19 protein-coding genes are annotated in these 22,403 nt (G+C 72.8%); 10 read left to right on the top strand and 9 right to left on the bottom strand.

Annotated features, from left to right (window positions below; translation table 11 throughout):
* Positions 1 to 11 precede the first annotated feature (11 nt).
* From ACIQGV_RS38335 to ACIQGV_RS38320, 4 genes are all read right to left on the bottom strand, one after another.
* Complete coding sequence (locus ACIQGV_RS38335) at positions 12 to 887, bottom strand: hypothetical protein (protein WP_402503802.1); 876 nt, start codon at positions 885 to 887, stop codon at positions 12 to 14.
* Between the two features lie 30 nt (positions 888 to 917).
* Positions 918 to 2,177: a tryptophan 2,3-dioxygenase gene (locus tag ACIQGV_RS38330; RefSeq protein WP_402503800.1), complete on the bottom strand. Its 1,260-nt coding sequence runs from the start codon at positions 2,175 to 2,177 to the stop codon at positions 918 to 920.
* Positions 2,178 to 2,929: 752 nt separating this feature from the next.
* The gene (locus ACIQGV_RS38325; RefSeq protein ID WP_402503799.1) at positions 2,930 to 4,321 is read right to left on the bottom strand and encodes an MFS transporter; all 1,392 of its coding nucleotides are present in this window, start codon (positions 4,319 to 4,321) and stop codon (positions 2,930 to 2,932) included.
* Positions 4,322 to 4,515: 194 nt separating this feature from the next.
* Complete coding sequence (locus ACIQGV_RS38320; protein WP_402503797.1) at positions 4,516 to 4,662, bottom strand: hypothetical protein; 147 nt, start codon at positions 4,660 to 4,662, stop codon at positions 4,516 to 4,518.
* Between the two features lie 95 nt (positions 4,663 to 4,757).
* On the opposite strand from ACIQGV_RS38320, the gene ACIQGV_RS38315 reads away from it, so the two are divergent.
* Together ACIQGV_RS38315 and ACIQGV_RS38310 are read left to right on the top strand one after the other, a co-directional pair.
* Positions 4,758 to 5,330: a TetR/AcrR family transcriptional regulator gene (locus ACIQGV_RS38315; RefSeq protein WP_402503795.1), complete on the top strand. Its 573-nt coding sequence runs from the start codon at positions 4,758 to 4,760 to the stop codon at positions 5,328 to 5,330.
* 69 nt (positions 5,331 to 5,399) lie between these two features.
* Positions 5,400 to 5,606: an acyl-CoA carboxylase epsilon subunit gene (locus ACIQGV_RS38310; RefSeq protein WP_402503792.1), complete on the top strand. Its 207-nt coding sequence runs from the start codon at positions 5,400 to 5,402 to the stop codon at positions 5,604 to 5,606.
* A 509-nt stretch (positions 5,607 to 6,115) separates the two neighbouring features.
* On the opposite strand, the gene ACIQGV_RS38305 is transcribed toward ACIQGV_RS38310, so the two are convergent.
* Together ACIQGV_RS38305 and ACIQGV_RS38300 are read right to left on the bottom strand one after the other, a co-directional pair.
* Entirely contained in the window at positions 6,116 to 7,120 is a 1,005-nt protein-coding gene (locus ACIQGV_RS38305) for a HEAT repeat domain-containing protein (protein WP_402503789.1), read from the bottom strand.
* Entirely contained in the window at positions 7,107 to 7,787 is a 681-nt protein-coding gene (locus ACIQGV_RS38300) for a HEAT repeat domain-containing protein (RefSeq protein ID WP_402503787.1), read from the bottom strand. Before ACIQGV_RS38300 ends, ACIQGV_RS38305 begins: the two co-directional genes overlap by 14 nt.
* Before the next feature lie 271 nt (positions 7,788 to 8,058).
* Here ACIQGV_RS38300 and ACIQGV_RS38295 point away from each other — a divergent pair, with 271 nt between their 5' ends.
* From ACIQGV_RS38295 to ACIQGV_RS38280, 4 genes are all read left to right on the top strand, one after another.
* Positions 8,059 to 8,433 (top strand): hypothetical protein, encoded by a 375-nt coding sequence (locus ACIQGV_RS38295; protein ID WP_402503785.1) that lies wholly within the window; start codon positions 8,059 to 8,061, stop codon positions 8,431 to 8,433.
* A 191-nt stretch (positions 8,434 to 8,624) separates the two neighbouring features.
* Complete coding sequence (locus tag ACIQGV_RS38290) at positions 8,625 to 9,008, top strand: ArsR/SmtB family transcription factor (RefSeq protein ID WP_402503782.1); 384 nt, start codon at positions 8,625 to 8,627, stop codon at positions 9,006 to 9,008.
* A gap of 186 nt (positions 9,009 to 9,194) precedes the next feature.
* A complete protein-coding gene (locus ACIQGV_RS38285; RefSeq protein ID WP_252425628.1) occupies positions 9,195 to 9,398 on the top strand; it encodes a cold-shock protein in 204 nt (67 codons plus the stop codon).
* A gap of 87 nt (positions 9,399 to 9,485) precedes the next feature.
* Entirely contained in the window at positions 9,486 to 11,069 is a 1,584-nt protein-coding gene (locus ACIQGV_RS38280; RefSeq protein ID WP_402503780.1) for a DEAD/DEAH box helicase, read from the top strand.
* A 20-nt stretch (positions 11,070 to 11,089) separates the two neighbouring features.
* Here ACIQGV_RS38280 and ACIQGV_RS38275 read toward each other — a convergent pair whose 3' ends face one another.
* Entirely contained in the window at positions 11,090 to 14,404 is a 3,315-nt protein-coding gene (locus ACIQGV_RS38275; RefSeq protein WP_402503777.1) for an ATP-binding protein, read from the bottom strand.
* A 181-nt stretch (positions 14,405 to 14,585) separates the two neighbouring features.
* On the opposite strand from ACIQGV_RS38275, the gene ACIQGV_RS38270 reads away from it, so the two are divergent.
* The 4 genes from ACIQGV_RS38270 (at position 14,586) to ACIQGV_RS38255 (ending at position 20,079) form a co-directional block, all read left to right on the top strand.
* Positions 14,586 to 15,971 carry a DUF6777 domain-containing protein gene (locus ACIQGV_RS38270; protein ID WP_402503775.1) on the top strand — a complete coding sequence of 462 codons (1,386 nt, stop codon included), beginning with the start codon at positions 14,586 to 14,588 and terminating at the stop codon, positions 15,969 to 15,971.
* Positions 15,972 to 16,048: 77 nt separating this feature from the next.
* Positions 16,049 to 16,873 carry a hypothetical protein gene (locus ACIQGV_RS38265; RefSeq protein ID WP_402503773.1) on the top strand — a complete coding sequence of 275 codons (825 nt, stop codon included), beginning with the start codon at positions 16,049 to 16,051 and terminating at the stop codon, positions 16,871 to 16,873.
* A gap of 885 nt (positions 16,874 to 17,758) precedes the next feature.
* Positions 17,759 to 18,013 carry a hypothetical protein gene (locus ACIQGV_RS38260; protein ID WP_402503771.1) on the top strand — a complete coding sequence of 85 codons (255 nt, stop codon included), beginning with the start codon at positions 17,759 to 17,761 and terminating at the stop codon, positions 18,011 to 18,013.
* Complete coding sequence (locus tag ACIQGV_RS38255; RefSeq protein WP_402503768.1) at positions 18,013 to 20,079, top strand: ABC transporter substrate-binding protein; 2,067 nt, start codon at positions 18,013 to 18,015, stop codon at positions 20,077 to 20,079. Before ACIQGV_RS38260 ends, ACIQGV_RS38255 begins: the two co-directional genes overlap by 1 nt.
* Before the next feature lie 340 nt (positions 20,080 to 20,419).
* On the opposite strand, the gene ACIQGV_RS38250 is transcribed toward ACIQGV_RS38255, so the two are convergent.
* Positions 20,420 to 21,151 (bottom strand): helix-turn-helix domain-containing protein, encoded by a 732-nt coding sequence (locus ACIQGV_RS38250; RefSeq protein ID WP_402503766.1) that lies wholly within the window; start codon positions 21,149 to 21,151, stop codon positions 20,420 to 20,422.
* Positions 21,152 to 21,498: 347 nt separating this feature from the next.
* Positions 21,499 to 22,203 carry an XRE family transcriptional regulator gene (locus ACIQGV_RS38245; RefSeq protein ID WP_402503763.1) on the bottom strand — a complete coding sequence of 235 codons (705 nt, stop codon included), beginning with the start codon at positions 22,201 to 22,203 and terminating at the stop codon, positions 21,499 to 21,501.
* Positions 22,204 to 22,403 lie beyond the last annotated feature (200 nt).

Raw genomic sequence — 22,403 nt, 5'->3', positions numbered from 1 at the left:
TTCGTCGTGGGTCAGGACGCGGGTTCGGCGGGGACGAGACGCCGGTAGGTGGCGTCCACGGACTCCCACAGCTGCGGGAAGAGCGTGCGGCGGGCCATCTTGCGCAGGCTGAGCGTCGACTCCCCGCGCAGGCTGGTCGGCAGCACGGGACAGCCGCCGCCCTCCGCGCCGTCGGCGGCGGGGTGCGGCCCGGTGAGCGGCTCGGCCTCCGGGTGACCGCCCAGCTGGCCCCACACCAGACGCAGATGAAGCTGCTTCCAGTCGCCGACGGAGGCGTCCAGCCGCATCAGCGCCTGCCGGACGAGAGCCAGCTCGACGGCCGCCCGGTCGCCGTCGGCGGGCGGCGCGGTGCGGCCCTGCACGGCGATGAGGTCCTCGGGGGTACGGGCGACGCGCTCCAGCGCCTCGGTGAAGGCATGCCACAGCGGCTGGGAGGCCCGGCGCAGATTGCGCGCACCGGGGGAGTCCAGGCCGGTGGTGTTCTCCGGGAACGTCTCGCGCATCGCCAGCAGCGCGGTCTGCGGCAGATGCTCCACCAGCGTGTTCAGCGCGAGCACCGGGATACGGCCGAGGGCGGCCGCGCGCTCCAGCACCTGCGTGGCCAGCAGGAAGTCGCCCGCGCCCAGCAGCTCGACGGCCCGGCACATCTCGTGGTGCATCGCAGCCCAGGCGTACTCCGTGATCAGGTGCACGCTCTGGAACAGCCGCTGGTCGGGGTGGACGAGCAGGTCCTCGGGCACCAGCGCGGACAGCGCCGTGGTCAGGCGGGTGTCCTCCTCGTAGTTGCTGCCCCGGTCGAACTCGTAGACCAGCTGGCGGTCGGACGCGTCGGGGTTCAGCGCGCGGCGGGCGGCCCCCGGACGTCCGGTGGTGGCTCGCTTGGTCATGAGCTTCGGTGTCCTTCGGTCGGCTCGGTCTCAGCCCGCGGCGGGCTGCTGTTCGAGGGCGGGTGTCGGTTGCATCGCGGGGAAGAGCCGGTTCGCCACGACCGACTTCAGGTACGGCACGCCTTCCGTGGCGCCGGTTCCGCTGCGGGCGCCGATCATCCGTACGGCCAGTCGGTAGTGGGTCTGCTTCCAGCGCTGGTGCACCGCCTCCAGCTGCTGCGCGGCGGCGCGTACGGCGGCGGCGTCCGGCTCCGTCAGCCAGCCGCTGGAGATGACGTCCTCCCAGGTGTCCTGCACGGTGTCGCGGCCGGCCAGCACCGCCTCGCGAACCTTCGGTACCGAGGTGAACGCGGGCGAGTCGAGCCTGGCTCGCAGCGGGGTGGAGCAGTACGACTCGAAGGTCTTGTAGCCCTCGGACTGGATGGCGCTGGCACCGTCCGTGTACTGCCGGAACTCCTGGAAGGACGCCTGCTGCATGGTGGCCAGCAGCGAGAACAGCGGCAGCGACTCGCGCAGTACGTCGGCGACCGAGGCGATCAGCGTCGCCGCGTCGCCGGGGCACTCGCCGCGCAGCACACCGACGGCCCGGTCCAGGGTCCGCGACATGAAGCGGAACGTCGTCTCGAACGACTGGAGCACCCGCAGGAAGAGGTACTCGTCGTGCAGCACGTACACCGGCTGCACGCTGGTCAGCAGCATCCGCCGTTCCTCGGTGTCCGCGTCGGCGAGGACCGCGTCGGCCAGCGCACCGGCCGGGGTGCGGCCCGGAGTGGCCGCGACGGACACGGGGTCGACGGCGCCGTCCAGCACGCGCAGCGCGGCCGGCTCCATCACCCGTACCGCCAGCCGCAGCCGCTTGCCCAGCAGCTGGGCGTCGGGGAGCATGCCGTCCGGGTGGGCCGCGGTGCCCTCCAGGGCCAGGCGCTCGAAGCGGACCAGGTCGGCGAGCAGCAGCAGGACCGTACGGTCGCGCAGCCCGGCCGGCTCCTCGGGTCCGGTGGGCCGCAGCAGCGGCAGCGCGGTGTAGCTCGGGTAGTCGTAGCGGTCGTCGTACTTGTCCAGGACGACGTCGAGGAACCGGGCGAGGAAGACGTCCCGCGCCTCCTGCCCCGTCCGTCCGCCGAGGGCGTCCCGGCACTCGGCGAGAAGCCCGAGCAGCGCCCCGGACAGGAAGTGCTTCCCGACCCGGCGCAGCCGGGCGATCACCGCGTCGTACGGGAAATCCCGCGCCGTACCGCACCCGCGCCACTCGGAGAGTTCGCGCCGGAGCGATTCCTCGGTGCCTTCCATGCGCAACTCCTTCAGATCCGGGAGAGGTTCCTTGGAGATTCGCTCAAGGCCCTGGAGGACCGCTCAAGTCCTGCTCCACATGGGCCGGTTCGGCGGACGATCACGAATGCAGAACGCGGCCGGGAGACGACCGGAGCACGACCGCCCCCGGCCCCCGCCCCCGGTCCTGGCTCCGCCCCCGGCCCCCGGTCCCGGCCCCGGTTCCGGCTCCGGCCCTCTGGCCTCGGCCTCGGCCCCGGCTCCGGCTCCGGTCCTGGTCCTGGCCCCGGTCACGGTCACGGCCCCGGCTCCGGCTCCGGCCCTCTGGCCTCGGCCTCGGCCCCGGCTCCGGCCCTCTGGCCTCGGCCTCGGCCCCGGCTCCGGCTCCGGTCCTGGTCCTGGCCCCGGTCACGGTCACGGCCCCCGGCTCCGGCTCCGGTCCTGGTCCTGGCCCCGGTCACGGTCACGGCCCCTGGCTCCGGCTCCGGCTCCGGCCCTGCCCCCGGCCCCGGGCACGGGCACGGGCACGGTCTGGCCCTGGCCACGGGGGCGGGCACAGCCTCGGCCACGGGCGCGGCCCCTGGCCCCAGCCCTGGGCGCGCCTGGTACAGGCCCCCGCCCTGGTCACGATCCCCGGCCCCCGGCTTCGGCCCAGGCCACGACCCCTGGCCTCCGGCCCCGGGGCCGGAGGCCAGGGGCGCCGGACGGGGCGGGGCCGGTCCGCTGCGTGCGGTACCGGCCCCGCCCCGTCCGGATCGTCTCCCCGGCAGGGGTCAGCGACGGCGCCCCAGCAGCAGTGCCGCCAGCAGGACGAGCCCGGCGAAGGACGCCGAGGCGGTGAAGCCGCCCGCCATGCCGCCGGTGTGCGTGGCGACCATGACGAGGGTGGCCAGGCCGATCGAACCACCCACGGACTGGAGGGAGTTCAGCACGCCGGCCGCGGCTCCCGCCTCGTCGCCGCGCAGCCCCGAGGTGGCGAGCACGGTCGGCGGGAGCACGCTGAGGGCCATGCCGGCGCCGAGCAGCACCAGCGCCGGCAGCACCGCGACCACGTACCCGTCGTCCGTCTCCAGCGTGGCCAGCCACAGGTTCCCGGACGCCAGCAGCGCGGCGCCCGCGGCCCACATCCGGCGTGCGCCGGTGCGCTGCTCCAGACGCACGGCGACGGTCGCGGTGACGGCCATGGTGACCGGCAGCGGCAGCAGCGCGCAGGCGGTGGCCAGCGCCGACCAGCCGTGCTGCTGCTGGAAGTACTGGTTGAGGAAGAAGTACGTGCCGATCAGCGCGCCGGGCACGGCGAGCGTGCCGAGATAGGCGAGCAGCCGGGAGCGGTCGGCGAACAGCCGGGGCGCCACGACGGGCTGCCGGGCACGTCGCTCGACGGCCGCGAACACCCCCAGCAGCGCGAGTCCGCCGGCCACGCAGCCGACGACGACCGGGTCGCTCCACGGACGTTCGGCGGCCTGCGCGAGTCCGTACACCAGCGAGGCGGCGCCCAGCGCCGACAGCAGCGCCCCGGCCAGGTCGAACCGGCCGCGGTGGCGGGGGGTCTCGTCCAGCACCAGCGGCGCGAGCAGCAGGATCGCCAGACCCAGCGGTACGTCGAGGAAGAGCACCCAGCGCCAGGAGCTGAGCGAGGTGAGCGCACCGGCGAGCAGCAGTCCGCCGGCGGTGCTGACCGCGCCGACGGCCGTGCACACGGCGATGGCGCGCTTGCGGGAGGCGCCCTCGCCGAAGGTGCTCAGCAGCAGCGCGAGCCCGCTGGGCGCGGCGAGCGCGGCACCCGCGCCCTGCACCGCGCGCACCGCGACGAGGGCCTCGGCGGAGGGGAGGAGCCCGCGCACCGAGGCGGCGGCGGTGAACAGGGCGACGCCCACGAGGAACACCTTGCGGCGGCCCAGGATGTCACCGGCCCGGCCGCCCAGCAGCAGCAGTCCGCCGAACGCCAGAAGGTAGGCGTTGATCACCCAGGAGGCGCCTACGGCGGACAGCCCGAGCCCCTCGCGCATGCCGGGCAGGGCGATGTTCACGATCGGGTCGTCGAGCTGGATCATCGCGTTGCAGCCGGCGATCACCGCGAGCGCGGCGGCGGACCGGCCCCGGATCCGGCCGGGCGGCGCGGGTGCCTTCCACAGCACCGACGGCTCGGACACTTGCGCGGTCATGGCGGCCTCCTGACGACGTGCCGGCGACTGCCGGTCGCCGGCCACCGTCCCGGCACCCGCCGGAGAACCGGTGAAGGATCGCTGGAGGAGCGCTGGACGAGCGCCGCAGAGGGCGCAAAGGAGAAGAGCCGCCGGTCCCGGGTGTCACCGGGGCCGACGGCTCTTCTCGTGTGCCGGGCGGAGGGGGCGGCGGTTCACCGCCGGGTGCCCGGCTTGGGGAGCGGACGGGGGCGGGGGACGGACCGCGGCTTGGGTGCGCGGGCGCCGAACCCGTCGCGTCCACCACGGCCGACCTGCGCGAACGTCATGGTCGGGGAACGGTCGAAGGAACGTACTCGCATCTTGACTCCTCGGAGGCCGTTGCGGTGTACTTCGTGCAGTGCTTTGAATGTAGTACTTCACTTGAAGTGGTGTCAACGCCTTCGGAGAGGTTCCCATGAGACAGAACCCGGCCCGCCGCAACGCCCTCCTCGACGCGGCCATCGAGGTGCTCGCCCGCGAGGGCTCGCGCGGCCTGACCCTGCGCGCCGTCGACGCCCAGGCGGCCGTGCCCGTCGGCACCTGCTCCAACTACTTCCGCAACCGCGACGAGCTGCTCCTGCAGATCATGCGGCGCACCCACGAACGCATCACGCCCGACCCGGACCAGGTCGCCGAGATCATGCGCGCCGAGCCCTCCGCCGATCTCGTGGCCCTGCTGCTGCGCCAGGTCCGCGCCCGTATGGAGGCCGACCGGGCGGGCTACATCGCCATGCTGGAACTGCGTCTGGAGAGCACCCGCCGGCCGGAACTCGGGCGCGAACTGACCAAGAACCGCGCCGAGGTGCTGGAGGAGAACGTCCGCTTCCACCTGGACGCCGGCCTGCCCGGCGACCGCACCGACGTCGTGCTGCTCTACCTCGCCGTCTCCGGGATGATCCTCGACGACCTCACCGTCCCCGAGGTGCTCGCGCCCTACACCGGCGACGACCTGATCGGCGAACTGGCCCACCGCCTGCTGCCCCAGTGATCCTCCAGCGGTTCTCGTCCGCCCTTTGAGCATGCTGCCGGGCAAGCAGCGACCAGGACGGAGACCCACATGAGCGACGACGAGTTCCTGCGCATCGAGAAGGGCGAGGCCGAACCCGAGGAGCTGGCCGCGCTGACGGCGGTTCTTCTGGCCCGTGCGGCCGCCCGGCGCGCGGGGCACCGCCCGGCGGCACCCCGCACCCTGCCCGCCCGCTGGCACCGCCCGGACCACCGGCCCCCCTACGGCTTCCCGCACTCCTGGCGGATGAGCGCCTGAGCCGGGCGCGTCCGCCGCGCGCCGCCCCGCACCGGCGGACAGGCCGCGCCCCGGGCGACATCGCCGGGGGCACGCAGCGGAACCGGACGGTCCGGCGGAGCAGGACGGTCCGGACCGCCCGGCGGGCCCGCACCACCGCGTCCGGCGGCGCGTCGTCCCTCGGCACGGACGTCCACCGGCGCGGACACCCCCGCCGCCCGGTCCGGGACCTGCCGCCCGGTCCGGGACCTGCCTCCCGGTCCGGGACCTGCCTCCCGGTCCGGGACCTGCCTCCCGGTCCGGGACCTGCCTCCCGGTCCGGGACCCGCCGCCCGGTCCGGGACCTGCCTCCCGGTCCGGGACCTGCCTCCCGGCCCGAAATCCGCCGCCCGGTCCGGGAGCGGCCGCGCCGTTCGCGCCGGGGACCCCGGCCAGGGAGGTCACCGACCGGGTGCACCTGCCGGGTGCACACCGGCGCCCGGTCCCTGCCGGCCGCCCCCGCGTGGGCACAGGCCCGCCGGACCGGGCCGCTACACCCCGTCGCGCAGCCCGAGCAGATACGTCGCCGTCAGCGCGACGGCACGGTCCTCGTCACGGGCCAGATCCACCAGGGCCCGCGACGCGGTGTCCCCCGGGACGTCCCCGAGCGCCTGCGTCAGCCGCCGGCGCGCAGCAGCCTCCACGGGGCCCCGGACGAGGCGGCCGACGAGCCCGGCGGCGATCCGGTCCGCCGAGACGGGATCACCCGCCAGCGCGCTCAGCGCGTCGGCGGCGTCGGTGTCGTTCATCCCCTCGACGACCATGTCGACCAGGACCGGGACCGCGTCGGCCACCCCGCGCTCCCCGAGCGCCAGGGCCGCGTACCCGCGCACCACGCCGTCGGGATGCCCGAGGGCGTCCCGCAGCAGCGCCGTCGCCTCGTCGCCCGCGATCTCGGCGAGGGACCGCACGGCGCGCTCGCGCACCTCGGCCGAGGACGAGCCGAGGCCCTCCGCCAGCAGCGCCGCCCCGTCCTCGCCCGACTGGGCCAGAGCCCACCGAAGAGCCCCGGCGACATTCGGCTCCGACTCGTTCAGCACCGCCTCCACCAGCGCCTCCACCGGCACGGACGCCTCCTCGGCCGCGGACAGGGCGGCACGCTGCCGCGTCCCCGCGCTCTTGGACCCCAGCCCCTGGAGCAGCGCGACGATCTGCAGGACGTCCTCCCAGCCGGAGGGCTCCGCCGCACCGATCCGGCGCAGCCGCGTCAGCAGCTCCGTCTCCGCCGCGATACGGTCCCGCGTCCGCCGGACCAGGTCGTCGACGAGCTCCGCCGGCGCGAAACCGGGATCGCCGAGCGCGCGCCCGACGTCGCTCAGCGACAGCCCCAGGGACCGCAGGCTCTCGATGTGGAAGATCCGCCGGATGTTCTCGTCGGAGTACTCCCGGTACCCGGACCCCGTACGCCCGGTCGGCCGGACCAGACCGAGGGACTCGTAGTGCCTGAGCATGCGGGCACTGACCCCCGACCGCCGTGCGACCTCACCGATCAGCACCGCCCACCGCCCCTTCCGGCCGTCCCCGCAGGGCCACGGCGCGCTTCGCCTCCTCGACCGCGGACGCGAAGCCCGCGTCCGGGTCGTGCCACAGCCGCTCGGTGGCGATCGCATGCGCGCCCACGCGGGGATCGGGATCCGACACCGCGGCGCCCAGGACCGGCAGCACCGTCTCGCCGAGCGCGACCAGCGCCCGGCTGAGGCTCAGCTGCGTCTCGTGCCCACCGCGCCCGAGCTGCGTCGCCAGCCCCAGGGCGAGCCCGTGCTCCTCCCCTTCGGGCACCAGCACCACAGCGGCCCGCCAGGCACTGCGCGCCACGTCGTCGTCGGCGTCGGACAGCAGCGCCGGGGTGATCACCGTCCATGCCCGCCGGTCCCCGATCTTCGACAACGTGTGCAGCGCCTGGCTGCGGGCCCGGGCGCTCCCCGAACGCACCTCACCGACCAGCACCGGGACCGTCGTCGCCGCCGTCTGCCGGGTCAGTGCCCAGGTCAGCATCTCCCGTACGAAGAACTCGGGCTCGACGGCGCACCGCTCGACCAGCTTCCCGACGAACCCCGGGTCCGGCCCCGACCCGGCCTCCAGCGCCGCCCGCAGCCGGGCCGAGGAACTGCCGCTCTCCAGTCCTCGAAGAACACGCACGACACCGGCTGTCTCTCCTGACATGACCACCAGGACCACCTCCTGGACCGCAGTGAAGCCCTTGCCACCGTGTCAAGGTCAACCGGAGCCCCCGGGCCCAGGAACGTGGCCGGATGTCACCGGCCGAGTCCGCCCCCTGCCTCCGGTCCGAATCGATCAACTCGATATCCATATTGATCATTCCGAGTAATTCCCGAGCAGACCCGCTTTCCATCGGGCCGACCGACCTACGGTGCTTCACGGGACGGGTCGCCGACCGGGACCCGTCACAGCCGACAACCAAGGGGAGGCGCTCATGGCGAGCGTGGAAGTGTCGCTGAAGGAAATGATGACCGGGATCGAGGGGGCGATGGGCGCGGCCGTCGTCGACTACACCAGCGGCATGGCCCTGGGCACCCTGGGCGGGGGCAAGGACCTGGACCTGAACATCGCCGCGGCGGGCAACACCGACGTGGTCCGCGCCAAGGTGCGCACCATGGAGCACCTGGGCCTGCAGAGCGAGATCGAGGACATCCTGATCACGCTCGGCGGGCAGTACCACCTGATCCGGCTGGTGACCGGCCGCAACGGCAACGGCCTGTTCCTCTACCTCGTCATCGACAAGGCCCGCTCGAACCTGGCCATGGCCCGCCACCAGCTCAAGCGGGTCGAAGAACAACTCGAGGTCTAGCCCGGCCACGAGAACCGGGCCGACGCATGCTCGTGACTTGAAGAATTCTTCAAGTCATCACATGGGAAGAATTCCAACTCATGAACGAGAGTCGCCCGGCCCGAGCAAGATGAGCAGAGAGGACCCGTGGCGCGGCCGCTCCGGCACCACCGCGCCACGGGAAGCCATCCCCGACCGGCAGGAAGATCGCAATGCGAGTCCCTCTCTATCAGGCGAAAGCGGAGTTCTTCCGCATGCTCGGGCACCCGGCACGCATCAGGGTTCTGGAACTGCTGCAACACGGGCCGGTCGCGGTGCGGGACCTGCTCGCCGACATCGAGATCGAACCGTCGAGCCTCTCGCAGCAGCTGGCCGTCCTGCGCCGGGCCGGCATCGTCGTGTCCATCCGTGAGGGCTCCACCGTCAGCTACGCACTCGCCGGCGGCGACGTGGCCGAGCTCCTTCGCGCGGCCCGCCGGATCCTCACCGAACTCCTGGCCGGACAGAACCAGCTCCTGGTCGAACTGCAGCAGACCGACGGCGCCCCGCCCGTGCCGGCGGCCACCGACCAGTCCGCCGCGGAGACCGTCCGCTGACCCGGGCCCCGGCCCGCGCACCAGGGTGATCCACCACGCGGCCGCCGAACCGTGCTATGGTTTAGGAGTTGCAGTTGTGGTACCCATGAACCTATGTGCGCCTGACGGGAATGTTTATCCTTCAGGCGCATTATTTGTTTTACCGGCGTCTCCGGATGGGGCCTCTGCCTACCAAAGGAGAAGGTCATGGCACAGGGAACCGTGAAGTGGTTCAACGCCGAAAAGGGCTTCGGCTTCATCCAGCAGGACGGCGGCGGCCCCGACGTCTTCGCCCACTACTCGAACATCGCGACCCAGGGCTTCCGTGAGCTCCAGGAGGGCCAGCGGGTCACCTTCGACGTCACGCAGGGCCAGAAGGGCCCGCAGGCGGAGAACATCGTCCCCGCCTGATCACCGGACGCGTATCCGCTGACCGGGGTCCGCACCACCATGGTGCGGACCCCGGTTTGTGCTATGACCAGGAAGGCAGATCACCGCATGTCCCGCAGGCCCCAGAAGCCGAACCGACGCGCCGCCGCGTCGCCCCGGCCGTCCGCGTCGTCGCCGAAGGAATTCCGGCTGCCGGAGAACACGACACCCGCACTTCCCGCCGTCGAGGACTTCGCGGACCTGGACATGCCCGCCGGGCTGCTGAAGACCCTCGCGGCGCAGGGCGTGACCACGCCCTTCCCCATCCAGGGCGCCACCCTGCCCAACTCGCTCGCCGGCCGTGACCTGCTCGGCCGGGGCCGCACCGGCTCCGGCAAGACCCTCGCGTTCGGCCTGGCCCTCCTGGCCCGCACGGCAGGACAGCGCGCGGAACCCAAGGCCCCCCTCGCCCTCGTGCTGGTCCCCACCCGGGAACTCGCCCAGCAGGTCACGGACGCCCTGACCCCGTACGCGACCGCCGTGAACCTCCGCCTGGCCACCGTGGTGGGCGGTCTGTCCATCACCAAGCAGGCCGGCACGCTCCGCCGCGGCGCCGAAGTGCTCGTGGCGACACCCGGCAGGCTCAACGACCTGGTCGACCGCGGCGACTGCGTGCTCGACCACGTGGCCATCACGGTGCTGGACGAGGCCGACCAGATGACCGACATGGGCTTCCTGCCGCAGATCACCAAGCTGATCCAGCGCGTACGGCCCGACGGGCAGCGCATGCTCTTCTCGGCCACCCTGGACCGCAACATCGACCGCCTGGTGCAGCAGTTCCTCACCGACCCCGTGGTCCACTCCGTCGACCCGTCCGCGGGAGCGGTGACCACCATGGAGCACCACGTGCTCCACATCCAGGACGAGACCGACAAGAAGGCCGTCACCACGCGCATCGCGGCCCGCGACGGCCGGGTCATCCTCTTCCTCGACACCAAGAGGTCCGCCGACCGCCTCGCCAAGCGCCTCCTGGCCGTCGGCGTCCGCGCGGCCGCGCTCCACGGCGGCCGCTCCCAGCCCCAGCGCAACCGCACCCTGGAACAGTTCAAGAACGGCCAGGTCACCGCCCTGGTGGCGACGAACGTCGCAGCCCGCGGCATACACGTCGACGACCTCGACCTCGTCGTCAACGTCGATCCCCCCACCGACCACAAGGACTACCTCCACCGCGGCGGCCGCACCGCCCGCGCCGGCGGCTCCGGCAGCGTGGTCACCCTGGTCCTGCCCGAGCAGAAGCGGGACATGACCCGCCTCATGTCGGACGCGGGCATCCGCCCCCGCACGGCCCGCATCACCTCCGCCGACGAGGAACTGGCCACGATCACCGGCGCCCGCGAGCCCTCCGGCGTGGCGGTGACGATCGAGGTCCCCCCGCCGGCGACCCCGTCGGCCTCCCGCCAGGACCGCAAGCCCGGAAGCCGCCCCAGCCGCCGCCGCAGGAGCAACGGCGCAGCCGGCGCGACGACCGGCACGGGAAGCGGCACCCCGGACCGCCGGACGGGCGCCAAGGCGAAAACCTCCGGCACCGCCTCCGCGGCCGGCGGCCGCGGTGCCGCCCGCCGAACGGCATCCGACGGAACCACGGGCAGCACCCCCGGCTCGGGCACCCGGGGCTCCAGCCGCCGAGGCGGCCGCCGCACCCCGCGCACCTGACGGCCGCACGGAGACCGGACTCAGGAAGGGCTCACCCTGCCCTGTGTCCGGCCCGTGAGGTGCTCGGCCCGTTCGTTCTCCGCGACCTCGCGTCCATGCGGAGCGAGCGGGCCGGCGTCGGCCCGCAGGGCGGCGATCTCGTCGATGAGGCGCACGGCGGCAGCGGACGGGCCGGGCTGGTCGAGCTGACCGGCGATGACCAGCGCCTCCCCGGCGAGGGCCGCCGCCTCTTCCAGGGCACCCCGGTCGCGTCGGACGAAGGCGAGATCCAGGCAGGTCAGCGCCACGTACGGCCGTGCGCCGAGGGCCCGGTTGCGCAGCAGCGCCTCGCGCAACAGCTCCTCGGCCTGCGCCGGGCGGCCGGCGACCAGGGCGAGACGGCCCAGTTCGCGGCTGACCGAACCGGAGAAGTACGCCGTGGGAGTGCCGAGCGCTCCCGGGTACGGCCGGAACAGCGCAAGCTGGTCGTACACCAGCCGCGCGGCCTCGGCATCGCCGATCAGGCCGATCAGGTCGACCAGGTGCAGCAGCACCGCCGGCCACGCCGGGTGCGTCATCGGGACCGGCAGCAGCGGGCGCAGCCGGGCGTAGGCATCCCGTGCCTCGTCCAGCCGCCCGGCGAGGAACAGCGCCCGTGCCCGCAAGGACAGGATCAGCGGCTGCCCCGGCGCCCGGTCGAGGTCGTGCCACATCTCCGCGGGCATTTCCGCGGGGTCGCCGCGCACCAGAGCCAGCTGCTGGCACAGGACGTGGCTCATGCCGATCGCGGTCCGGTCCCCGCCGGCCAGGGCGAGTTCGGCGGCGTCCTCGTTGCAGCGGCGGGCAGCGGCGAACCGGCCCTCCTGGACGGCCCGGGCGGCGCCGACACGCAGCAGATGCCAGCGGGCCAGCGGAATCACGGACCCGGCCGCGATCGCCTCGACACCGCGGATCGCCTCGTCCACCAGATCCAGCCGCCCCAGCAGGAACCCGACCTGGATGCGCCACTCGTGACCGAGCACCGCGGCGAGCGGGTCGCCGAGCTGCTCGGCGCGGGACACGGACAGCTCACCCAGCCGCAGGCGTTCGGCGGAGTCGTCCGGACGGACCAGGGTCATCTCCATCGCCCGGGCCGCGTCGAGTCCGGCCCGCGGGTCACCGGTGACCTCGGCCAGTTCGAGGGCGGCGCGGGCATGCCCGGCCGCCGTCCCGGGTGAGCCGAGATCGGCCGAAGCGGTGGCGAGCTGGGCGAGCAGCCGGGCACGCACCGCGCCCGGCAGATCCTCGACGGCCAGCGCCGCCCTGCACAGCCGGCTGATCGTCCGCGAGGCGTGCGGGAAGGTGACGCCCCGCAGCACCAGGGCGGCCTCGGCGAGCAGGTCCGGCCGGCCGGTCTCGTTCGCCGCGCCGGCCGCTTCGGTGCAGTGACGCAGACTGATGTCGTAGCGCCCGGCAAGGTACTCGGCGCGGGCCAGCTCGACGAGTGCCGGGGCACGTTGCGGGTCCGTCGGGCCCAGTACGGCGGCGGCGTCCGCCAGATGCCGGGCGGCATCGGCGTAGGCATGCCGTTCACGAGCCTGATCCGCGGCGATCCGGGACCAGTGTGCGGCGGCGGCACGGTGGCCGGGCTCCTTGCCCGCCCGTCGCCAGTGCGCCGCGATGCGGGCCGCCTCGGCCGTGTCCCCGGTCTGCTCCAGTGCCCGCGCGGCGGCTCGGTGCAGGGCACGGGCGACGGCGGGGACGGTCCGGCCGAGCACCTCGTCGCGCACCAGATCGTGCGTGAAGTGATACGTGCGTCCGGCATCGGTGGTCTCCGCCGCGGTGAGGACACCGGCGTGCCAGGCCGCCGCCAGCGCCTGCGCGACGACGGTCTCGCCCGACTCCGGCAGGACCGCGGCGAGCTGGACGGCATCCAGCCGTTCACCGAGGACGGCCGCGGCACGCACGACGTCCCGCTGTTCGGCGGTGAGCCCGGTCAGCAGTCCGCTGACGACGGTGCTGAGATCGGCCGCGTGCGCACGCAGCGCCGCGACGAGCAGCGGCAGCCCCCTGGTACGCCGGTGGGAATCCGCGGCGTTCTGCTCACCCAGGCACTGCGCGACCTCCTCCCGGGTGAACGGTGCCAGCCGCAGCACGGCAGCCTCCTGGGAGCGGCCCAGGTCCGCGAGCGCTCCGGCGGTCTCCTCGGAGGCCGGCTCCCGGAAGGTGCCGAGCACCAGCAGCCCGCACCCGGCCGCCTCTCCGGTCACCTGCCGCAGCAGGTCGAGGCTGGCGGTGTCGGCCCAGTGCAGATCCTCCAGCAGGACGGCCAGCGGGCGTTCGCAGGCCGCCGCGGCCAGCGCCTCACCCGCCCTGGCCAGTTCCAGGAACCGCGCCGCTGCCGCGGTGGCCGGCTCCGTCGCCTCCCACGGCCGCTGCTCCGTCGTGGCCCCGGCTCCCGGCGCGGACGCGGCAGTTCGCTGCGCCGGTTCCCCGGGGACGACTCCCGCGAGGCGCAGCGCTCGCCGCCAGGGCCACAGCGGTGGCGCCACCGCGTCTCGGGGGCACTGGCCCCGTACGACGGTGAAGCGCGCGGGATCGGCGTGGCGGCTCAGCGCCTCGGCCGCGAGGGTGCTCTTGCCGACGCCGGCCGGGCCGGTGAGCAGCACCACGGATCCGGTGCCGCTCGCCGCGGCCCCGATCCGCTCCGCGAGAGCGGCGAGTTCGGCCGCGCGCCCGACGAAGTCCTCCCGCCCGGGCAGTGCTCCGCGGGCGTGCACGGTCAAGGCATGCGCGCCGGTCAGGTGAAGGACCGATGCCGTGGGCGAGCTGCGGGGGCCACCTCTGCCCGCGTGCACCTCACCGGACAGGCCCCGGCCGATGTCCGTCGGGCCGACGGCAAGGGGGCGCACCGGCCGCTCACCACGATCAGGGACGGGCACTGCCGGGGTACCCCGGTCCGGCTCCCGCCGACCCGGGCCGGGCGCCGCCCGCCCGGTCCGTCGATCCTGTACGGGGGACGGCCGGACCGGGGGCCCGGGTTCGGGCGGGCAGGCGCGGGCGGCCCGCAGCCGGCGCCGCCACTGCTCCTCGTCCAGCAGTCCCGCACCGACCTCGCCGGCAGGGATCCGCCGGCCGCGGCAGTGTTCGATCAGCACGCGGACCAGGACCAGGAACGCCACCTCCGACTCGGGCAGGTGCCGGCCCTGTTTCCAGTCGCTGACCCGGCGCCCCGAGATCGGCCGGCCCCGCCCGGCGGGACGGCGCCGGTTGGCCTCGGCCACCGCGCTCTTGACCGGAAGGTCCGCCGCCAGTGCCAGCAGCTCGCCCAGCCGGTCGGCGAACACCCGCCGCGGTGCCGGTTCCGACTGCCCCATGTCCGCCCCCCAGCAGCCCCCTGGTGTCCGGACCGGACCGGAAAAGCCACCATAGGCCCTTCATCAGCAGCAATGCCCCTGTCCTGACCGAACCGGCACCGATCGCCGTGCACCGGGTGCATCAATCGGCGTGCACAAGCCGCACGGCTGCCGGATCGGACCCACAGGAAGAGGGACGGACATGAGACACATACGGGGGACCGGGCGGTCCGGACGGACCGCCCGCGCCGGAAGGGCGAGGCGTGCCCGGCGTGTCCGGGTCGCCTCGGCGGCGATCCTCGTCACGGTCGTTCTCGGCCTGACGACCACCGCGTGCGGGGCTGTGGTCAAGAAGGTCGCCGTCAGGGCGATCGCCCGCGGAGCGCCGGCCGCCGCACCCTTCTTCGAGGAGGCCGCCAGGCTTGCCATGGACATTCCGGTCAGCGGCGCGCTGGCCCTCGGCGGCGGTACGAAGAAGGGCGACCGGCCCGGCCTGTACGGCGGGTCGCGCAACAAGAGGAGCTGCGCCAAGAACGAACTCGTCCGTTTCCTCATGGACCCGGCCAACCGTCAGAAGGCGGTGGAGTGGGCCGAGGCGCAGGGCATCGAGGCCGGCGAGATCGAGGGCTTCGTCAAGAAGCTCACGCCCGTGCTCCTGCGCAACGACACCCTGGTGAAGAACCACGACTTCAAGAAAGGCAGGGCGGTTCCCTTCGACGCCCTTCTGGAAGCGGGCATCGCCGTCCTGGTCGACCTGAACGGTCGGCCGGTCGTCCAGTGCAGCTGCGGCAACCCGCTCGGCACGTTCGAGCACGATGTCGACAGAGCCGAGGTCGAATTCAAGGACAGGAACAAGAGGTGGAAGTCGTACAACCCCGAGAAGATCGTCAAGGTCGAACCCACGGACACGGAGGACGAGGTCAGGATCTACAGGCTGGTCGACGTCGACAGGAAGGACGCAGGAGTCGCACGGCTTCCCGGAACCGACGGCACACGCGACGAACCACTGCCGTACGACCCAGGTGAGGACGGTGAGAATCCCGGAACCCGCGTTCCCCCGGTGACGGACATGCCGGTCGAGGAGGCCATGGACACCCTCACGGCACAGGGGTTCCAGGTCCGGACGGAGGACGGGCCTTCCGGCGGCGCCGTTCCCGGCACGGTCCTCGGCCAGGACCCGGCCGCGGACGAGCAGGCTCCCGAGGGCACCACCGTGACGCTCACCGTGGCACCGGAGGTGACCCCGTCCGGGACGGAATCACCGGAGGTGACCCCGTCCGGGACGGAATCACCTGTGACGACACCGTCCGGGACGGAGCCGCCCTCCGAGTCCCCCTCGCCGACCGAGGTCACGGGTGAGGCCATGGTGACCACCCTCGCGGACGCCCCGGTTCACGAGTTCCCCTCGTCCACCAGCCCCGAGGTCAGCGAGGTGGCAGCGGGAAGCCAGTACCCGGCGACGTGCTACGACTACGGCCCCGAGGGCGACACCTGGGTGCAACTCAGCCTCAGGTCCGGGGGCTTCGGCTGGCTCACGGCCACCGCGCTGCAGGAGGACCCGGCCGCCGGCGGGCTCGGCCGGTGCTGAGCGGGCCCCGACGGTTCCTCACGGAGAGCCGGAGCCACCTGATGAAAGAACAGACTCAGACCGTTCAAGGGGGATTCATGTACCGCAGCGAGACCCGGTACCGGGTCAGGAGCCGGGTGGCCACGGCCGTCCTCGTCGGCCTTCTCACGGCCACCGGGGCAGCCTGCGAGGCCAAGGAGAGCACCAGGAACGGCAGCGGCGACGACACCGGTGCAGCCGGGGCGCCCGCGGCCGCACCGGGTGGCGGCTCGGACATCCGGAGCCTGGCCGGGGACCACGGCCCCGACACATGCCGGCAGGGCCACGTCTGGCGCGAGGCCCGTCCCACCGACCACGTCTGCGTCGAACCGCAGGTCCGTGACCAGGCCCGTGACGACAACGCCCGGGCCGACGACCGCCGTTCACCCGGCAACAACGGCTACGGACCCGACGCCTGCGCCACCGGCTATGTCTGGCGAGAGGCGTACCGGGGCGACATCGTGTGCGTCGAACCGCAGGTCCGCGACCAGGCCCGTGACGACAACGCCCGGGCCGACGACAGGCGGGTGTCCACCCGGTTGTGGAAGTCCCGGTGGTACCCGTCACCGAAGTGCGACGGCGACACCTGCACCAGCACCGGCGACCAGGACATCCCGCGCATCCGGCTCAACGGCGACCACTACGACTTCGGCCGGGTCCGCCTCGTCGTCCGCCGCGACAGCGACAACCACGAACTGTGGTCCGGCACCGTCACCGCCACCAGGCACACGGGCTTCGCCGGCGGCAGCTTCGGCCGGAAGACCACGCTGATCGACTGCTCCGCGTACGGCGGACAGGTGAACGGCCATGCCCAGGCGTACGACGTGACCTCCGGGCGCTGGTCGGCCCGTCTGCCGCTCTCGATCGGCTGCGCCACACTCTGACGCCGCCGGCCGCCGGCCCCGCGGAGCCGCACTCCTCAAGCCGTCCCGGGCGCGATCGCCGAGTTCGACAGCCTGCCCGTACGGGGAGACGCGAAGCCCCGAGCCGGCCGGGCTGGCCCCGCGCATCCCAGGCGCAGCGCCTCGGGGAAGAGGCCGGCGGTCACCGGCGCCTGCCTCCGTGCACCGGGCGCGGGGCGGACCGAGGTCCGCCACCGCCGGGTGCACGGCCTTTCGGTCGGGCGCTTTTCTCGGCCGACCCGGTCGAGCGGCAGCTTCGTGGCCGCCGTCGCGCACCGGGTCTGCCGGGGATCATAATGATTCGCAATTCCATGGGCGGGCCCTATTCCGACCGGGCCGGAATGGCCGCCCGACCTCTCTGCCGGCGGTCATGGGCGAGGGGACCCCCGCCGGTAACAGGAGTCCCCTCGCCCTCCGCCGATTTACTGCCGAGGCCCAGGAAGGGGAGGACGACGGTATTCGGTGGCGGAGGTTCCACTTGATCAGCTCACCACCGACCCGGCCGCTGCGCAAGATCTTTCGGCTTCGGAAGCGTTCCGAACAGAGAAGAGGCAGCTCAGGGGTGCGTCGAAGGACCGTGGGCTCCCTGCCGGCACGGCGGGGGTCCGCACTGCCGCGGCTTGCGGACCCCCGGGCCGGACCCTTCCTGCCGCCTGCCGCCGGATTCGAAAGAGAAGCTCGAAATCGAACGGAAAAGAGAACGGCAGCTCCCTGAGCGGTGCGCAATGTTTCGGATTAAATCCAGTCGTGTTCATCGGGTTACCCCGGCAGGCCGGACGGCATTGACTGGGTGCTGTCCGCGGCACGGCCGGTAACCGTCTCGCGGGCCTTCGTCGGCACCTTCGCCGAAACAGGAAGGGGAGGACAATGTCAGCACGCACCGCGCGACACGAGCGCCGGCGGGCGAGGCCGTCGGGCCAGGCCCTCTGCGGAGCCCGGCTCACACCCGCCCACCGGATCACCGTCCACGGCGTGATCCTTCTGGTGGTGGTCGTGCTCGTGAGCGGCGGACACTCGGCAGGCGACGCCACCGGCCTGGTCGTCGCAGCCGGAGCCGCGGCCGCGCAGATCTGTTCCCGGCTGAACGGGCAGCGCCCCGCCGGCTCTTTCGGAGCCGCGTGATGTCGCGACCGCCGGAGGACCAGCAGGGCGGGCAGAGGATGTGGCCGGACCCGTCGGGAGTGCGCAACCAGAAGGAATTCCGCGAGGCGCTGGTCCAGTTACGCGAGGGCCGGAACCTCACCCAACGCGACGTGGCGACCGCCAGCACCGCCGAGGACAGCCCCATGAGGCTGACGACCCCCACGATCTCCACCACCCTCAGGATGGACGAGCTGCCGAGAAGGGACTTCACGGACAGCTATCTGCGCGCCTGCGGCCTGAGGGGGAGGGAACTCGCCCCGTGGCTCGCACGCTGGGAGGAGCTGAAGGCACCACCGGCGCCGCCGCATCAGCAGCCGCCTGAGGCACCGGCCCATCAGCAGCCGCCTGAGGCACCGGCCCATCAGCAGCCGCCCGAGGCACCGGCCCAGCAGCAGCCGCAGCCGCCCCGGACGGCGCCGCCGACGCACCAGCAGCCGCCCCAGCCGGCCCCGGCGTCGGTCCCCCCGCCGCACAGGCCCCCCTCCAGGTCCGCCGGGCCCGCCCCGAGGCCGCCGAAGGGCCGCCGCGGACTGTGGGCGGGCGTGGCGGCCGGTGCCGTGATCGCCCTCGCCGCCGGTGTGGGCGTATGGCAGCTGCGTCAGCCGGACCCGGACCCGGAGCCGGACCGGTCGAAGCCCTCGACGTCGCCGGACCCGGCGCGGCACTGCGGCACCCTCGACCCCGGCCTGGTCACGGTGGACGAGGAGTGCATCGGAATTTCCGACGGCCGCGACGACCCGGCCGTCTTCGGCGACGACCTCAAGCCGGTCATGACCGCGATCGGCGCCGAGAACGGCAGCGTGTCGGAGGCCGGCGACTATGTCACGTTCGCGTTCCTGACCCCGCTCGCCACGGGTGCGGACAGCCTGACGATCGGCCAGTACGTCGCCGAGCTGGAGGGCGCCTACACCGCCGTCGAGGAAGAGAACAAGAAGGACAGCAGGCCCAAGATCAGGCTGGTCGTCGCCAACATGGGCAGCAGCGAGAAGCAGTGGGCCCGGACGGTCACCCAGCTCAAGCGGATGAAGAAGGAGCACAACCTGGTGGCGGTGGCCGGCCTCGGGCTGAGCCAGCAGGAGACGGTCGACGCCACCCGGGCGCTGAGCGACGCCGATCTGCCCATGGTCGGCGATCTCATCACCGCCGACGGATTCGACGCCACCGGCGCCGTCGACCGCAAGGGCCGCATCGAAGGACTGGCCCGCATCGCTCTCAGCAACGCGGACCAGCTCACCGCCATCAGCAAGGAACTCGACACCCGCCGGCGCACCGCGGCACTGGTCAGCACGGCCGTGACGCCCAACGGGACCAGGGACCTCTACACCGAATCCCTCAACCGCGGTTTCCGCACCATCGACGGCCTCGAGAAGCACTTCGAGAAGAACTCCGACTTCCTCTTCGACCCCCGCGGCGGACCCGCGGCCATCCTGCCCACCATCAGCCAGAACCTGTGCAGCACCGGCAAGACGATCGACACCGTCTACTACGCCGCCCGCGTCAGGTACCTGCCCGACTTCCTCAAGGCACTGGCCAGACGCAGCTGCCACACCCAGCCCATCACCGTTGTCACCGGATCCGACGCGGCAGCCCTCGATCCCAAGACACCCGAACTCCACGACGCAGACGCCCCCATCACCGTCCTGTACGCCTCCTTCCCCAGCGCGGCCCAGCTCCGCAGCTCCGACAACCCCGACCGCGCCCTCTACGACGCCTTCGTGAAAGCCTTCACCGCCTCCCACCACGGAGTGCAGTTCCCCGCCGGTCATCTCACCAGCAGCTACTGGCCGCTGGTCGCCCACGACGCCGTCCTGACCCTGGCCACCGCCCTGCACAACGCCGCGGCGAACGGAGCGGGCGACACGGCCGGCCTCCCCAACCGCTACGCCGTCAGGAACGAGCTCTACGCCCTGCGCAACAACGCCGTGGCCGGAGCCGGCGGCCATTTCGGCATCGACAAGAACGGCAACCGCACCAACACCGCCACCGTCACCACCGTCCACCGCCTCGGCCGCCCCCTGGACAGCGGCACCGAGCCCCTCGACTGACCGAAGAACGACCCACGGCGGGACAGGCCCGACACAGGACCTGCCCCGCCGCCTCCCGCCACTACCGCACAGGCAGGATCGGCTCCACCGCCTACGGCGCCTGGAAGTACCTGTACCGGACCGGCTGACACGGTGCCCGACCGGTGCCCGGTCAGGACACGCACAGGCGCCGGCCGGTCATCGCGGTGTCCGGGGCGGGTCGTCGAAGTCCGCCCCCCGCGGTGTCCGCGTCCTTCGGACGGACGTGCCGTCCGGCGGCGGCTCGTTCCGGCCGGGCGGGGAGCACGTCCCTTTCCAGGACGACGGTCTCGGTGACGCCGCCTTGCAGGGCGAGGACGGGTCAGGGGCGGGGATCGTCCTCGGAAGGGGGGTCGCCCGGCCGGACGAGGCCGAGCAGGTCCTTGACGAGCGGCAGGATCTGACGACGGCTCTTCGACGGCAAGGACAGCATGGTGTCGGTCAGTTCCCGGACCTCCGGGTCCTCGGACTCGGGCCGGCTGACGGCCGCCTCCAGCGCGGTACGGAGTTCGAGGCCGAGCCGGCCGGACGTACCTGGAGTGATGCTGCTGCGCAGTGCGATCTGAGAGATGCCTTTGCCCTTGAGCAGGGCGAGGTGGGTCAAGGACTCGTGGACCGGCTGGAGGGCCCTGGAGAGCACCTGGCACTGTGTGGCGGTGAAGAACCCGGGACTGACGTCGAAGAACTTCTCCAGGGCGGCGAGAACCGTGAATCCCGGCCTGCGTTCGCCGTTGAGCAGGTATCCGACCTGGCCGTGGGACACGCCGGTGCCCGTCGCGATCTCTTCGAGCGTGCAGCGCCTGCCGTCAGGCTTCAGGCGCGTCTCGCGCAGGAAGACGAGCCGGCTCCTGAAGGTGCCGTGCAGGTCGTCGGGCTCCGTCCGTTCGCCGTCGAGCAGCGGCCGGATCCGGTCGACGGGAAGCGCCGTCTGGAAGGAGATCGCGTCCAGGTCGAGGTCGTCGCGGCTCATGCCCAGCGACGACAGCAGTTGGTCGATCGACGCGACGACCTGTGCGAGGTCGTCCGCCCCGGAGGCGTCAGCGGCGGCACGCATGGCCGGGCCTTCTCCTGATTCGTCGTCGGCGGGAGCAGGCCGCACACAAGCGGTTGTGGGGAGGGTACCGGTCATGGGTGCCTTTCGCTACACGCCGTTGACACAATTGTGTCAACGGGGCTCGCTCGTGCCGGAGAATGCGGCACTCGGAGTGTGATGGTTCAACAATAGTTGATGAACTTCCCCGGGTTCCTCCCCCGGATCCGGCCGCCGACCGATCCGCTCGCCGTTCCAGACATGAACCAGAGGGGCGATTTCCGTCAGTTGTGAAGGAACGCTCATAGCTGCATTCTGAGGACCGCCCGCCTCGAGAAGCCAGTGAGGAGCGACACACCGCAGGGGACCGGTCATCGCCGACTCAGCGGCTCCGCAAGGCAGTCGGCCGCCGCGAGCCGGTCCGCCGAGAAGATCACGACGATGGCCCGGGCACCCGGAGACGAGAACGGCGCGGATGCGACGAGCTTGACGGTGCCGGCTCCGTGCAGCGGATGACGGAAGGGACGTGCGACACCGTCCGGGGCGATCGAGGCGACGTCCGGACGGCGGTATATGGGGCCCGCCACGGGGTCCGCCCGCACCTCCTGATCGATCTTCCGGAGCACGTCGTTGTCGGTGTGCTCGGCGAGAGCCGCCCGCAGTTGCGCGGACACCGAGGGCGCCCAGATCCGGCGCCATCCCGTCAGGGTGTGCCGGGCCTCGTCCGAGAGCAGCATCCACCGTGCGGTGTTGGCCGGGACCGCGCGGTCACGGAACATGTCGGCGAAGGCGGTGTTGTGGGCGAGGAGGTTCCACGCCAGGTCGGTCACGTACATCATGTGTCTCTGCCCGTCGCACGCCTCCTGCCAGAGGCAGGACACCGACAGGCCGGTCTCCGGGCCCAGCGGGACGGTCGGCCGGTGTCCTCGGGCGTACAGCCACATCGTGGTGTACTCGTCCGTGCTCAGCCGCAGCAGGCGGCCGATCCCGGCCAGGAGATCGTCCGGCGGATGGGGGAGCCTGCCGCGTTCGAAGCGTCCGTACGTCTTCTCCGCCCGGTTCAGGAGCTGATCCATCTGGGCCTGGGTCAGACCCGTCTGCTTCGGGCCCGGCCGGCCGGACGGACGGGCCGGCAGTCCGACCTCTTCCGGCGGGATCGCGGCCCGTTTCGGCTGTAACAGCCAAGTCAGCGGGTGCAGGATCCGAGCGTCCACCTTCCCTCTCCCTTCCGTAAGTGCTGTGAGCTCTGTGACGAGTGAGGCGTGAACAGGTGCAA

This window comes from Streptomyces sp. NPDC093094, assembly GCF_044754345.1.
Classification (GTDB): domain Bacteria; phylum Actinomycetota; class Actinomycetes; order Streptomycetales; family Streptomycetaceae; genus Streptomyces.
This window is presented reverse-complemented; position numbering and strand designations above follow the sequence as displayed.

What these genes read in the sequence shown, in the direction of transcription:
- ACIQGV_RS38335 (WP_402503802.1), bottom strand. Translation starts at nt 887, where the DNA reads ATGACCAAGCGAGCCACCACCGGACGTCCGGGGGCCGCCCGCCGCGCG.
- ACIQGV_RS38330 (WP_402503800.1), bottom strand. Translation starts at nt 2,177, where the DNA reads ATGGAAGGCACCGAGGAATCGCTCCGGCGCGAACTCTCCGAGTGGCGC.
- ACIQGV_RS38325 (WP_402503799.1), bottom strand. Translation starts at nt 4,321, where the DNA reads ATGACCGCGCAAGTGTCCGAGCCGTCGGTGCTGTGGAAGGCACCCGCG.
- ACIQGV_RS38320 (WP_402503797.1), bottom strand. Translation starts at nt 4,662, where the DNA reads ATGCGAGTACGTTCCTTCGACCGTTCCCCGACCATGACGTTCGCGCAG.
- ACIQGV_RS38315 (WP_402503795.1), top strand. Translation starts at nt 4,758, where the DNA reads ATGAGACAGAACCCGGCCCGCCGCAACGCCCTCCTCGACGCGGCCATC.
- ACIQGV_RS38310 (WP_402503792.1), top strand. Translation starts at nt 5,400, where the DNA reads ATGAGCGACGACGAGTTCCTGCGCATCGAGAAGGGCGAGGCCGAACCC.
- ACIQGV_RS38300 (WP_402503787.1), bottom strand. Translation starts at nt 7,787, where the DNA reads ATGTCAGGAGAGACAGCCGGTGTCGTGCGTGTTCTTCGAGGACTGGAG.
- ACIQGV_RS38295 (WP_402503785.1), top strand. Translation starts at nt 8,059, where the DNA reads ATGGCGAGCGTGGAAGTGTCGCTGAAGGAAATGATGACCGGGATCGAG.
- ACIQGV_RS38290 (WP_402503782.1), top strand. Translation starts at nt 8,625, where the DNA reads ATGCGAGTCCCTCTCTATCAGGCGAAAGCGGAGTTCTTCCGCATGCTC.
- ACIQGV_RS38285 (WP_252425628.1), top strand. Translation starts at nt 9,195, where the DNA reads ATGGCACAGGGAACCGTGAAGTGGTTCAACGCCGAAAAGGGCTTCGGC.
- ACIQGV_RS38280 (WP_402503780.1), top strand. Translation starts at nt 9,486, where the DNA reads ATGTCCCGCAGGCCCCAGAAGCCGAACCGACGCGCCGCCGCGTCGCCC.
- ACIQGV_RS38275 (WP_402503777.1), bottom strand. Translation starts at nt 14,404, where the DNA reads ATGGGGCAGTCGGAACCGGCACCGCGGCGGGTGTTCGCCGACCGGCTG.
- ACIQGV_RS38270 (WP_402503775.1), top strand. Translation starts at nt 14,586, where the DNA reads ATGAGACACATACGGGGGACCGGGCGGTCCGGACGGACCGCCCGCGCC.
- ACIQGV_RS38265 (WP_402503773.1), top strand. Translation starts at nt 16,049, where the DNA reads ATGTACCGCAGCGAGACCCGGTACCGGGTCAGGAGCCGGGTGGCCACG.
- ACIQGV_RS38260 (WP_402503771.1), top strand. Translation starts at nt 17,759, where the DNA reads ATGTCAGCACGCACCGCGCGACACGAGCGCCGGCGGGCGAGGCCGTCG.
- ACIQGV_RS38255 (WP_402503768.1), top strand. Translation starts at nt 18,013, where the DNA reads ATGTCGCGACCGCCGGAGGACCAGCAGGGCGGGCAGAGGATGTGGCCG.
- ACIQGV_RS38250 (WP_402503766.1), bottom strand. Translation starts at nt 21,151, where the DNA reads ATGCGTGCCGCCGCTGACGCCTCCGGGGCGGACGACCTCGCACAGGTC.
- ACIQGV_RS38245 (WP_402503763.1), bottom strand. Translation starts at nt 22,203, where the DNA reads ATGGATCAGCTCCTGAACCGGGCGGAGAAGACGTACGGACGCTTCGAA.